Genomic DNA, 14665 nt, shown 5'->3' with positions numbered 1-14665 from the left:
TGTATTTCTTGTTCTGCTTAGCATCTCCCTATTGAAATTATTGGTTTCAATAGGGAGAAGAACTGTATATTTATGATTCGTGATAACTATTAATTATCGTGTTTCCATATTAACTTAACTTGTCTTAGTCCCGAAGGTTCAAGCCTATCATTTGGAGTAGCAATTTGTGGATAAGAGTAAGTAATGCGCTCGCTTTCCTTTAATGAAGCATCATATATCATGCGATTCATCAATGAGTTTGCTACATGGATTTCAATATTATTCTCTCCATCTATCAAATACGGAGTGATTTCTAATTTCCAGGGAGAGCACCAAACAACTCCGGCATCTTGTGAATTAACAAATACACGTGCTACAAATCCCGGATTACCCAGATCAATATAAACTCTGTCATCAGTAGCTTGTAATTCAATCTTCTTCTTATATATAGCAGTGCCCGAATAATATTTAATACGCGGATCTGAATTTTCAGTCCAATCACTTAAACTATCAAAAGTGACATTGCCCGGTCCCCCGAATTTCTCATCAAAATAAACTTGCCAGGAGCCTTCAATCATCTCCGCTTTATCCTTTGTAGTAAACCAGGAGACAGGAGGAAGCTGCTCTTCCTTATCTGTAATTACTATAAAATAGGATTCGCGAGGGTGCAAACAGAGTTGAACGGATGTACTCTTATCGTCCGACCGTAAAATGGGCAGAGAGAAACGCTCGCCTGTAACCGTATTCCACAACTGGGCATATTTACCCCGCGAAGCAAAGGTAAAGATGTTATCCTCGGGATCGTCTTTATGATTATCCAGAAAGTAGACATTAGCATCCGCCAGTTCACGGTGTGTGAAATAAATCATTGATGCTTTAGTATCACCTTTCTCCATACGGATATCCGGGACAATCTGTGCTTCTCTCATTGCTTTTGCTAATGGCATTCCCCAATAGACGTAACCTTTGCCAACGTTTTTCACTCCGGACGATGACGGAATTTCGCCCCATAATTCATTGGCCAAAACTTGGTATTCAGCTTCTTCATCCAATTCTTTGCCCGAATCTGAATGCATGGGTTTAGGTCCGTATATCTTTGCTCCGTCCTTTACCATTGAGGCGATTTTTCGCAAAGCATCTAAGGTGATATCGCCATTTCTCGGCAGAATCATCATCTTATAGCTCACCCCATCGGGCAATGTGATCTTTCCGGCACGCGCATCCATTCTGGTGAGTAAGGCATCCGTTGTGAAAGCATCAAAATCATAGCCACCCGGTATATCCGGAAGTTTATAGGTTTGGATCTTTACCGGAGCATTTCCACCCAAATAGACACACAAGTCAATGGCCGATTTGCCCTGACGCATAATATAAGCATTCCGCGCCTGAAAGTCCCAAAACGGAGCGCTGTAATTCCAGAACGTATTATTCCGGTTGATGGCATAATGTCGTCCGCCACCCGTGCTACCCGGTATTTTGTCGAGCCAAGGCTGATAGGCAGAGGCACAGATTACAAATTCATTGATGCCGAATGCATAGGCATAATCGGCCAAAGATTTGATGAAAGACAATGATGCGCTGAATTTAACGTCGGTATAAGCTTCTGCGGAAGCAATTTTCTTTCCATATAAATGAGCAGACGAAGAGCTTTCTTTTATATCATAATTCCCAATAGGATGTATGCCCCAGAACTCTCCCTGCGGTTTGCTTACTCTGCTTTTTGCCTGTATAGGATCGCCAACAATACCCAAAGCATTTCCAATGGCCTGAGCAGTAAGTATTAGCCCGTTCTCTTTACATAAACGGTCTATCGTGCCAAAGTAATTGTCGGCTACCATATCCGCAATATTACGCCTTATGTCGAAGAGGAACCCATTGGATTCTTCCACCCCATCAACAATATATCCCATCATGGCGGGAAGATAAAGAGTAGGGTCATACCCTTGCCGCTGTTTAAACTGAGCTATGAAATCATCGGTCCAGTTTTGTGCTCCGGCTTCATGACTATCCATTATGACCCCGGAAACATGTCCGCTATTTGTAACTTGCAGCGAATCAAGAATCCTACCTACATAATTGTCCCATTGCACTTCAGCAGCTTTTACTGATAATTTATCGCATTCCCTACCCATTAAATTCGGCCTTCCATGCTTGATGGCACCACCGGTGGGTACGTATGCAAAGCGCATAACCAGCCATTCTCCGGCTGGAACATCCCATCGCAATACACCTTTCTCATCCATCTTATCAGTGATATTTACGATGCTTTTAGAGTCAACGACTTCAGCCTTAGAATAAGTTGGAGTCTTATCAGGGTCTATATAATCGGAATAGAATCCGGCCTTTTTCTCCCATTGATCGAGCTTTGCCAGCGAGTTCAGCACTACCGATCCAAGTTGAAGATCTGGATTGGCCATCTTCTCATCCCACCAGTCGTGAAGATTCAACCGGTAATATTTTCCCTTCACGGCACTAAACGAGATCGTTCTCTGACGCCAACCTTCAAGCGAATGATAGGTGGGAGGTATATCACAAACCTTCTTGTAATGTACGCCGTCTTCGGAAACTTCCAATTGTCCAAAATTAGGGAGCACACGATATCCGGTACCCACAAACACTTCACCCGGAGGGCCTGGGATATTTGTTGCGCTGGTTCTGACTCTTACTTGCGGATATGCTTCGTAAGTCAGGCTTCTCGCTGTAAAATCATCGGCAAACTCCATATTAATATACACATTCCCTTTGGAATTAGCGGGGATTTGCGTTAAAGACTTCGATTGAGGATTAAAGATATTTTCTACCTCTATCCCCGGTAAGTTTGATGAAAACTTCACTTTCTCTGTTCGCGATGTTCTGGTTTCTTCTTGAACGGGAAAGGCTAAAACAGCCACGTCTTTATAAAAATCATATCGGTTTTTAGGCGCTTCCAAGTTACCTTCAAAGAAGCGTCCCCCTTTAATACGCAACTCACTTGCAGCAAGCCTCTTCATGCCCAGTTCATCAGTAATCCAAGGACCACCTGCAACGAAACCATTAGAGATATTCAACTCGAAAGTCAAGCCTAACCGTTTTGCTTCTTCAGCCGAGAACCTAAGCATTTCCCACCATTCTGTTGAGAATGCGGGTAAGGCATTCTCCATTTTCCAATGCGTCTGGTCATAATAAACAACGCCTCCTACCCCTGCTTCCTTATAAGCTTCCAAGTCGGCTGTTATCCCTTCTTTAGTTGTTTCTGTCTCTCCATGAAACCACCAGACCTTAGTACGGGCACTGTCCTGAATGTTTTCAAAACCATAAAGTGCATCTGACAAGTTCTCTGTGATATGCCCTTTCTTTTCAGCGCATCCCAATATCATCACAACGGACAGGAGTAATAATGATATAGTTCTCATCTGCCTCGTTAAGTATAAAATACCTTGCTTTTTTTCACTTTCCATATAATATAAATTTAAGAATGCAGTAAATGTATGTGTAGGTTAATCTTTCAGTTCAATGCTTGCTCCTTATTAAAAGATTTTAGAGAGTAACTCCATTAAGAAGTTACTCTCTAAATCATAAATATCAGTACAAAAATTAATACCCATCATTTTGGTTGTAAAGACCTGGTTTCACGTTCATTTGGTTCAGCGGAATTGCATATAAATATCTTCCATCTTTTACATTACCATTATCTGTTCCAACAGGATTATTATAGCGATCAAACTTGTCTGTTGTAGCTTTCTTCCAATCATTCCAACGCACCAAATCAAACCAACGGATGCCTTCTCCCATAAGCTCTATACGACGTTCGCGTTTTATGAACTCCAATGCTTCAGTTGCAGTGGTTGCTGTTTCAGGATTACATCCGGCTCTTTCTCTTATGCGATTGACGATCTTCATTGCTCCAGCAACATCTTTTGAAGTCAATATCTCAGCATACATTAAAAGGATATCTTCATAACGTATGATAGGAAGATTAACCGGCCAATCGTTATAATCAAGCATACCACCCTCAACATCAATAGCCATACCAAGTGCTTCCAATTTTCTATGCGATGGCAAATATTTGTAAAACATGGTTCTTGTGAATACATCAACTACACTACCATCAGCCAATTGCAGTTTTTCAACCATTTGCGAATATGCCGGCCAGTTTGGTTCTGCGTCATATCCGGTAAGAATAGAGTATCCATGCCCACGGGCATCACGTAAGGTTTTACCATTTACTTCGTAGGTTTTATCAAATTCATGCATCAAGGTTTTCTCCACCCAAATATCATTACCAAATATAGTTATAGTGGTATACGATTCTGGCAATTTAGGACTAAATTGCATCAATGCCGGATTTCCAGTTCCACCGGCACGATGCTGTATAGCAAATATTGAATACTTATTATAGTATTGGTCTGAAGGTATCCATTGTTTTCTCCATTCAGTGCTGTCCGGAGCCCAATATTTATCTCCATTACTTTCTGAATATGAAATAACAGTTTTCAACGCAGATTCTGCAAGTGGTAATGCAGTACTATCATTAAAGGGGAACCCGGCTAAAGTCATATAAACCCTTGCCAGCATTGCTTGAGCTGCCATCTGATCCGCACGGCCATCTTTAGGTATCAAAGCATTCTTACTATTCCGCATATTTTCGCTCAACGGAAGTTTTGAAATAGCGGTTGTTAAATCAGGAATAATGATCTTATCATATATCTCGCGTGCAGTAGATTGCGATACATTTTTTACTTCAGCCGGCGTCATAGGATAATCTATTAAAGGAATATTTCCGAATAACCTAACTAATTCAAAATATGCCCAACCTCTGAGGAAGTGAATCTCACCTAAAAATTGTTCCTTCATCGCATCATTATCAAAGTCACAACCGGATATTTTACTCAAAGCCACATTGGCATCATATATTACTTTATACCATTTATTCCAAGCATTATTAGTCGTAGGAAGATCATTTCCTGCCCTGAATGATGATATCTCCGAATATTCTCGAAACCCGTTGGTTTGTGGATTAGCCCAGATATTATCCGAACGGCACTCTGATAAAAACAGATACATATCATTAGACATTTGTCTAAGGCCGGCATACACGCCAATAACTCCTTGTTCGGACTGAGAAGGTGTTGCATAGAACCCTTCGGAGGTAAGCAAATTAGAAGGAGGCGTATTCAGATAGTCATCACATGAAGAAACGACTAATAATAGTAGACTAACTACTATTGCAATTTTAAATTTGATTATTGTCATCATATTGTATCACATTTTTTTGTTAGAAAGTAAGATTAACACCAAGAGTAAAAATACGGGGCGTAGGATATCCACCATAATCAAGCCCGACGGCACCTTGACCTCCGGGGGCTGAGCTGGGAGCTGTATTAGCAGATTCGGGAGAATAACCTAAATAATAACTGTCCCACTTAGCTAAATTTTCAATAGAAAGATATACTCTTGCATAAGAGAGAATCTTGGGATTAATAGGAAGCTTATATCCAAAAGTCAGATTTTTTATTCGTAAGTAATCCGAAGAGTACAACCAACGTGAATCAATCGTGGCACCAGTCGTTGTACTTAGTATATAAGGTACACTACCGTTACCCGGATTATCTTCCGACCACCATGCATCTCTCCAATGCCCTGCAACATTGCTGGCAGCCCCCATTCCAGGACGGTCATTAGCACGACCTATCACACCAAATATTTTTCCACCGGTTTGTGCAGTTAATAGAATAGATAAATCAAAGTTTTTATAAGAAAAAGTATTGGTCATTCCATATACAAAGTTCGGAGTAGGATTGCCCAAGAAAGTTCGGTCATTATCCTTATCAAATACACCATCATTGTTTACATCGCGATAACGTATATCACCGGGTTTAATGGCCGTTCCCTGAAAAGTAACAGCTTGACCATTATGTTCAGCACTATATGCATCTATTTCTGCCTGATTCTTCCAAACGCCTATAGCATCATACATATAAAATGTATTCACGGACTTTCCAACCATTAAGATATTTGATGGGTTACTTTCATGGAATCCGGAGTAGATCGGCGTGTTATCAACTCCTAATGATTTCACTTCGTTTTTATTATATGATAAGTTGAAGGATGTGTTCCATTTAAACTTACCTGTAAGATTGGCAGTATTCAACTCTATTTCGAAACCGTTATTATGAATCTCACCAAGATTATCCCAAACGGTAGTGAATCCTGAGGCGCCCAAAGATGGCACTTGATATAACAGATCTTTTGTGGTTTTTGTATACCAGTCTAATGATAGTTGAATTCTATTCCGAAAGAAGCCTAAATCAATAGCTACGTCTGTGCTATGAGTTTTTTCCCACCCTAAATCAGCATTTCCTAATGAATTTGCGTTGTATCCGGCTGTCCCGGCATACGATACTGCAATAAGAGAAGGGTAAGCTGCTGTATATGAGATGGAATTATTACCTGTAACACCATAGCTTGCTCTAAGCTTTAATGTATTTAACCAGCTTAACTCAAGTGCTTTAAAAAACTTTTCATTGGAGATTAGCCAGCCGCCAGCAATAGCAGGGAAAACGCCCCATTTGTTATTTGCTCCAAAAACAGATCCTCCATCATAGCGCAAACTTCCTGAAAGTATGTAACGGTCATCATAATTATAGTTTAGGCGTCCAAAGACAGAAACCAATCTGTTGGGTGTTGCCTGAGTAACATTGGAAGTTCCTACGTTCAACGTTTTCGAGTCAAACGAATAAACAATAGCATCGTTGGGGAAAGGCTTGTTATAGGTTTGGTTAGTTGAGAAGCCAACATTGGTTTCCTCTGCTGATGTTCCCAACATAGCACCTACGGTGTGTTTACCAAATGTTTTGTCATAGTTGACCAATGCCTGAATCAATGTACTCCACATTCTTTCGGTATTATGCCCACCGGAAGAATTTGCTCCCTCTCCTGCTGTCCAATTGTTTCCGGTGCTTGAATATATGTAAGTAGCATAATCTAAATCATAATAGTTAGCAGAAGCGGATAATTCAACCTGCAAACCATCCAACGGCTTTACACGAACAAATGCATTACCCAACAAACGCACTATTTCGTTGCGTCTTATATTCTTTTCCATGTAATATATAGGAGATGAATTTCCACTTGCCCAATTATATTTTGGATTGGGATCTACATTTGTCATATAGCCAACTCCCGGCTCGGAAACCGGTGCAGACAATACCGCTAACATAGTACTACTATCCTTGCCATTTGCAAAGCCTGAACCATCAGATCGAATATAGGTAGGGGCTAATGATATTCCGGCAGAAATATATTTATTGATCTTTGACTCAATGTTAGTGCGGAAAGCAAATCTCTCATAGGATGTTCCAGTGACCAAACCTTCTTGACTCAAATATCCGCCGGAGAATAAATAACTGGTATTTTCACTACCACCGGTTACACTTAAATTATAATCCTGCACAGAAGCATTTCTAAAAAACTCATCCTGCCAGTCCAGCAGGCTTAGCTTTTCGGATGTTTCAGCATAGTTATGTGTGGCTTTCATTTCATCGCTCATATATCCAAACCAGCGATCATCAAGCAAATAGTTATAGTTTGCATTAGTCAAGCCGAGTTTCGACATACGTTCGCTATTCGAATCGCTAATGCTTGCACTGACATTTGCATTTTTAGCTGCTGCCAAATAAGAAGCATCATTAAACTTGGTTCTAAACTCCATCCACTCCACAGCACTCAGTACATCCAATTTCTTTTCTAATGTTTGAATACCATAACTGGCGTTAAATGAAATTGTCGGTTTGCCACTCTTTCCTTTTTTAGTACTTACAATTACAACTCCATTTGATCCTCTTGAGCCATATATTGCTGCAGATGCTGCATCTTTCAAGACTTCTATTGATTCAATGTCAGACGGATTAATACCGCTTAATGTCGTGATAGGCACTCCATCAACAACATATAGCGGATCGGAATTTGCATATACTGATGCTGCACCACGAACACGTATCTGCATGTCCGAGCCCGGTTCTCCTGTTGTTGTACGCACTGTAACACCTGCTAATTGTCCTTGCAAAGCAGACTCAGCACGAGCCAACTGACGGTTTTCAAGACCTTTTGAATCCATTTTAGATACAGCAGATGTAAGTGCACTCTTTTTTACAGATCCATACCCCACTACAACCACCTCATCCAACGACTGCGCATCTTCTTTCAAAATGATCTTGAAATCGGTTTTACCCGATACCGGCAAGATTTGCGTAATGAAACCAATGTAGCTAACTTTAAGTTTACTGTTATCGGGCACACTGGAAAGACTGAACTTTCCATCCACATCAGAAATGGTACCGTTGACAGTACCATCTACCGATACATTCGCGCCAATAATTGGTTCACCGGCACTATCAAGTATAGTACCCGAAATTGATTTGTTTTGTGAAAATGCAATAGTGGCCATAACTAAGAATAGCACCACAAATGAAGGCCTGAGAAACGTTCTCATTAGGTGAAAATCACCTTTTCGTTGTTCATTTTTCATATAATATTAGTTTAAATTTATTTAGATGAATCTCATTTTGAACCTGTCAGTTCATATAAGATCCATCGCAGTAGTTATGCCGCAAACGTACTCTGAGAACGCTTGGTATATATGTACGGAAGTACAATTTTATGTAGTTATTATCAAAACAGAGGGTTATTGAGAGATTTTCATGTATGGAAATACGCTTATTTTTTTCTATATTGCAACGGCGATACTCCAAATTGGGCTTTAAACATTTTGCTGAAATGAAACTGGTCATTAATCCCTACCTGATAAGAGATTTCTCCCACATTCAAGTCAGTAGTAAGAAGTAGTTCCGCTGCTTTCTTCATACGTATGATCCGCAAGTACTCGTTGGGCGAGTGCCCCGTGAGACCTTTTACCTTTTTATAGAAATTTGTGCGAGCCATGGATAAAGCTTGTGCGAATTCCTCAACCGTAAAATCGGCGTTATCTACATTGTTTTCGATGACACTATGTAGTTTGTTCAGGAATGCTTTATCTCTATCTGTAAAATTGGTAGTTTGTGGTTTCACACCGGGTTCAGTCATAAACTTCTGTTGCAGCATTTTGCGTTGTTCAATCAGTTTCACGATACGGATGACCAAGTATTCTATACTAAATGGTTTGGTCACATAATCATCGGCACCCATTTTTACGCCTTCCAACTGATGTTGCTCTGAAGAGTATGCGGTGAGCAGAATAACAGGTATGTGGCTTGTTTCAGCACCATCCTTAATGCGCTTGGTAAGTTTGAAGCCGTCAATTTCGGGCATCATCACATCACTCACAACGATGTCAGGCTGCTTCTCGGCTATCACTGCCAAAGCCTCAGCCCCATTGGCCACAGACAACACGGTAAAGTACTCACTGAGCTGGCCTACAATATAATCCCTAACCTCATCATCATCTTCTACCACCATTACATCATACTCCTTGTAGGGCTTACCGATAGGCGAATCGAATGTTTTTGCATCCTTTATTAGATGAGTTGTAGCAACATTTTCCGGGGTATAAGCAATGGTTTCTATGATATCTACTGGACTATATACATTTTCGGATAGGGGTATAGACACCTCAAAACAAGCTCCACCCCACTCCGATTCGGTGTATCTTATACTGCCTTTGTGTACCTTGGTCAATTCGGAAGTGAGGTGCAACCCCACACCTATTCCATTGGAAGTATAGTTTACCTGATGAAAACGCGTAAACAGATTATCACGTTGTTCCTTGGGTACGCCTGCTCCGTTATCTGCTATACGAAGTATGAAAGTACCATCAGCAGTTGAGAAATTCAGACTCATGTCAATCTTCCCTCCCGAAGGCGTATGCTTGAAGGCATTAGACAATAAATTGTAAGCCACCTTATCCATCTTATTCTTATCAATCAGCATGCGCCATTTTTTCTCTTCCGATATGAACCGATATTCAATGTTCTTTCTTTCGGCCATTTCATTGAACGTTTGATAAATATCGTAGAAGAAGCTTACGACATCCGTTTTTTCCAACCGTAACTCCATCTTATTGTTTTGTAGTTTGCGGAATTCGAGCAATTGATCTATCAGACGAAGCAAACGAGAAGAACTTTTGGATAAAGCATTCAATTGCTTATCTACAAACCAAGGCAGATTATTGTAACCTGATAGAGCATCTATCGACCCACGAATAATGGTTAGCGGAGTACGGAACTCATGCGATATATTGGTAAAGAAGCGCAGTTTATATTCAGTCAATTGCTTTTCTACCTCTACAGCTGTATTCAACCGATGTATTTTCAGCAACATACGCGATACGAAAAAAGCAATAACGGCGATAATTATGGCATACAAAGAAAATGCCCAGGCCGATTTCCACCACGGCGTCTTGACTATGATTTCTACTACGGTTTCTTGGGCACTCCATACTCCAAAACCATTTGTACCCTTTACGCGAAAAGTGTAAGTTCCCGGAGGAACATTCCGATAAGCGGCTACACTGCTGCGCGATATGTTATTCCAATTGTTCTCATACCCTTCCAGATAGTATGTATATTGGTTGTACTCCGGCGCATGAAAATCGAGTACCGAGAACTCCAGACTAAAAGAGTTCTGGTTATGACTAAGAATAATCTTTGAGGTGGTAGTAATACTTTCGTTTAAAGGAGACAGCTCTTCGCCGGGTTTCACCTTATTGCCGTTTACGCGCAAATCGGTAATAGTAACCGGAGGCACATAGGTGTTATACGTAATTTCGGACGGATTAAAGATGTATATTCCATTATAACTGCCGAACATCAATTCGCCGTCATCTTTCTTCCAGCTCGCTAATTCGCAGAAAAGAGCGGGCTGCTTGCTCTCAGAGAAAATAATATTCTCAAAGCGCTCAGTGGTGGGATTAAACCTCGAGATATCATTCTCTGTGCTTACCCACAAATAGCCGGCATCATCTTCACGAATGGCCTGAATAATTTCGTTCGACAACCCGTCCTTGCTGGTGTAATGCTTAAACCATGATTCTTTAAGCGAACTCTCTCTCACTAATAGATTAAGACCGCCTCCTGTGGTACCCAACCAGATATTTCCTTTGCTATCCTCAAAAATAACCTTTACTTCATCACTGCTCAACGATTGCGGATTCTTTGTGTCCGACCGGAAATTCATGTATCGCGTCTTATCCAATATCAACTCGTCCGGATCGAACACAATGGCACCTTCATTGCTTCCTACCCAAATAAAGCCATTACGGTCTTGTATCATAGAGCGCATCATGTCTTGCTGTTCGTTCGCCATGTTAATTTGGGTGAAAGTAAGCTGGCTGCCTTTTCGTTCACCTAAATGCAACCCACCACCAAAAGTTGAAATCCACATGCGGTTCTTACTATCCTTAAGAACAGTGAAAACATTATCACTTAAAGAGCTCTGCCCCGCATGACTGTGCAAATGAACGTTTTGAGGCTTCCCGATGCCCTGCGGAGGAAAAATGAAAAGTCCCTCTCCCTTTGTACCCACCCACTTGCAGCCCAATGTATCTTCGGCCATGCTGAAGGGAATACCTCCATTCAGGTGATAATCGTGCAAGGAATTAAACAAGGAGTCGCATACAAATAAATGCCCTCCCCTCGTCCCGAACCAATACCTCCGGTTGGTATCCTTGTAAATCAGCCGCACAGCATTGCCTCTGTTGCTCCTGTCATCCGAAACGTTGAGTACGCTGACCGGATAGTGCGCTAAGGAAATCTTAATGGCACCCGCAAATTCAGTGCCGACCCATATTTCGCCCGATTTATCTTCGGTAACACAGAATAGATAGTTACTCGTTAAATCTTTGTCCGCAGTGTAATGGTGAATCGTTTCGTCTGATGTATCGATGGCAAACAGCCCGTTTCCATAAGTCGTAATCCATATAATCCCTCGTGAATCATTATATATCGTGAAGCGTTCATTATAAACTAAAGATAAAATAGTGGGAGAAATCAAATTTAATGTATCAAACGTATTCCCGGGCCGATGCCTCCAAAGTGTGCCCGTTCTGTTGTATGCCCAGATCCCCCCTTTGTTATCGGTTATAAAAGTGCCGTCTACCGGGGTAGTTCCACGGAAAAACGAGTGAGCAGATATGGGCTTTAGAGTACGGGTATCAAAAGCATGCATTCCCCTTCTGCCAATGATAAGAAGGATACTATTATCAATAATGCAAGAGGAAGTTAATGCCTCAGCCTGGTCGGTGACGATATTCGTTGTTGATAGAAACGCCTGGTCACGATCATCGAATACCGCTACGCCGGTCTCTGAAACAAAAAACAGCCGATCTGCAATTTCGTGTACACTTTTATAGGTTGTGCCTTTCTCTACAGACGTAATTGAATGCCCCACAATTCGGAGAAGCTCCTTTTCCAAACCAATCCAAACGCCATGTTTTTCATCTTCAAACAAAAAGGATATAGGCTGTTGATGCAAACGTGTATCACTAAAAGATTGCGACTGCAATTTTCCGTCTATATGGCGTATCCGGGCACATCCGTATTTCCCCCATAGCCAAATGTCACCGTTTGCAGTCTCTGTAATTTGATTGAAAAGCTTTGAATCTGTTTCGGTAGCATAATCTACAAATGATTCTGCTTTGGTGTCATAACAAAAAACAGTATTCGAGTAAGTGAGTATCCAAATAAAACCGTTTCTATCCTCAAACAGATTTATTATTCTGTTGTCGGCTATCGAAGAAGAAAGGCCGGTGCCCGGTTTAATGGTAAGAAATTCCTTACCATCAAACCGGTTTACACCATTAATTGTGCCCATCCACAAAAAGCCCTGACTGTCTTGCATCAACGTTCTGACCGTATTCTGAGATAACCCGTTGCGGTTTGTGACGGTATTGATTTGCTGAATATCAAAGCCCCAAGAAGGCAAACTAATAAAAGACAGAAATTGAACTATTAATAAGAACAGAACTGTCCTTTGTATATCACGGATTTTAGATTGATACATGATTTTCCTGATGTATTAGAATCAAAGACAAAGATAAACAAACGACGTGAAAATCGGATTGTTTACTCTGCTTTTTTAATAGCTATCCCATCTTGCAACATGACCCTATGTGTGGCTGTATCAACATCGATATTCTTTCCATCACCGCGAAATGCAATGCTTGCCGACTGCCTGCCTTGTATATCAACATCTATCTCACCCGTGGGAACTTCAAACCTCACCTGATCTAATAAGATATTCCGCCCGTCGAGAATATGAATTTCATTCTCTTGTGCACGCAGGCTAAGGTTGCGTAAGGTAAATCCGTCGACATCATTCAATGCAGGAATAAGTGATGTGGTATGAATTTCACCGTTTTCAATCAATACATTGCTAACCGGAATTTCCGGAATACAGTTGGCACTTATAAAATTATCTGCCCACTCCACGATAAAGTCTTTCACATGAATATTCCTCAATACAGGAGTAAGTTTGGTAACCTCTCTCAGAGGCAAACGATCAGCCAATTCGCCTATCCACCGCCTACTGCCCAGCATATCCCAAATGAAGGCAACATTTACACCCTTCATACGAATACGCTCATACAATACATTTTCAGTACCTCCACCGCGAGACCGGAAGGCTTTGAAACGAATCCCCGACCATGTACCATTGAAAACACAGTCGTGTGCATAGATATTCTTTATGTTTCCTGCCGTTTCACTGCCGCATGTTATCGCTCCATGGCCTTGCTGAGCCAAGGAATAGCGGATAACAACGTTTTCGGTAGGCTTGCCTATGCGTACGCCTTCTTCACCCCGGCCCGATTTCAGCGTGAAACAATCATCTCCGCAATTCAGGGTGCAATACTCAATAAGTACATTTTTCGATGAATCGATATCAATGCCATCGCCTCGGGGAATACCCAGCGAATTTACCGTAATCCCACGTATGATAACATTATCGCAGTAAGTGGGTACCACATTCCAAATGGCACTGCGGCCCAACGTGACTCCTTCGATAAATACATTAGTACAGTTGATCGGCGCAATGGTTCTCGGTGGTTGAAAATCGCGCCCTTCCATGCCGTCGAACACACGCTCGGCAAGAGGCATGGATGAAGGTACATCAACATCCACATTGGCAGCTGTATTGAGGCGAGTTCTCACCTCGGAATCCAATTCGGGCCCAAGAATTGTACCTTTCCCAGTCACTGCAATGTTATGTTGTCCATTAGCGTAGATGAATGCACCGGAAGCCAACATCTCGATACCTTCGTGACGAGTAAATACCGGCGGTAGATAATCTTGCAGCTTCCCGGAAAATTCAATGACAGCCTTTTCTGCTATATGGAGATTTACATTGCTTTTCAACACAATACGTCCCGAAAACCATTTTCCGGGAGGCACTACCACCATTCCACCACCCTTAGCACTTACCTCATCGATTATTTCATTTATCAGATCTGTAATAAGCGAACCTTCCCTGGCTCCCCGTTCGGCAATATTGACTGACAAATCCGGGAAAACAGGTCTCTTGAAATCGGGCACGTCAAAGGGTGCTCCGATAATAGGGGCAATTTCTTCCGGCATGACCATCGCACCTACCTGATTATCCGTAGGAATTGCAACAGGAGGTAGCTGCTGCTTACAGGAGATCACGACAAACAATACCGGAAGTGACACAAATAAGTGCTTGATAAACACTCCACAACTTACTTTCATAATATATTCAT

Annotated in this window: 5 protein-coding genes; all 5 read right to left on the bottom strand. The window is 41.5% G+C overall.

Going from position 1 to position 14665, the window contains the following annotated elements; translation table 11 throughout:
• Positions 1-89: 89 nt before the first annotated feature.
• On the bottom strand, positions 90-3371 hold the full coding sequence (locus QZ135_RS10695) for a glycosyl hydrolase (protein WP_294608806.1): 3282 nt from the start codon (positions 3369-3371) through the stop codon (positions 90-92).
• Between the two features lie 181 nt (positions 3372-3552).
• On the bottom strand, positions 3553-5211 hold the full coding sequence (locus tag QZ135_RS10690) for a RagB/SusD family nutrient uptake outer membrane protein (protein WP_294608836.1): 1659 nt from the start codon (positions 5209-5211) through the stop codon (positions 3553-3555).
• A 22-nt stretch (positions 5212-5233) separates the two neighbouring features.
• Positions 5234-8485: a TonB-dependent receptor gene (locus QZ135_RS10685; protein WP_294608804.1), complete on the bottom strand. Its 3252-nt coding sequence runs from the start codon at positions 8483-8485 to the stop codon at positions 5234-5236.
• Between the two features lie 188 nt (positions 8486-8673).
• A complete protein-coding gene (locus tag QZ135_RS10680; protein ID WP_294608803.1) occupies positions 8674-12951 on the bottom strand; it encodes a hybrid sensor histidine kinase/response regulator transcription factor in 4278 nt (1425 codons plus the stop codon).
• A gap of 62 nt (positions 12952-13013) precedes the next feature.
• Positions 13014-14654: a glycoside hydrolase family 28 protein gene (locus QZ135_RS10675; protein WP_294608802.1), complete on the bottom strand. Its 1641-nt coding sequence runs from the start codon at positions 14652-14654 to the stop codon at positions 13014-13016.
• Positions 14655-14665: the final 11 nt, after the last annotated feature.

This window comes from uncultured Bacteroides sp. (genome assembly GCF_905207245.1).
GTDB lineage: Bacteria > Bacteroidota > Bacteroidia > Bacteroidales > Bacteroidaceae > Bacteroides.
Note: the sequence above shows the minus strand (reverse complement) of the source record. Positions and strands in the feature narration are given on the sequence as shown.

Bases quoted from the DNA above. Each gene is read 5' to 3' on its own strand.
- QZ135_RS10695 (WP_294608806.1), bottom strand. From the start codon at position 3,371: ATGAGAACTATATCATTATTACTCCTGTCCGTTGTGATGATATTGGGA.
- QZ135_RS10690 (WP_294608836.1), bottom strand. From the start codon at position 5,211: ATGACAATAATCAAATTTAAAATTGCAATAGTAGTTAGTCTACTATTA.
- QZ135_RS10685 (WP_294608804.1), bottom strand. From the start codon at position 8,485: ATGAAAAATGAACAACGAAAAGGTGATTTTCACCTAATGAGAACGTTT.
- QZ135_RS10680 (WP_294608803.1), bottom strand. From the start codon at position 12,951: ATGTATCAATCTAAAATCCGTGATATACAAAGGACAGTTCTGTTCTTA.
- QZ135_RS10675 (WP_294608802.1), bottom strand. From the start codon at position 14,654: ATGAAAGTAAGTTGTGGAGTGTTTATCAAGCACTTATTTGTGTCACTT.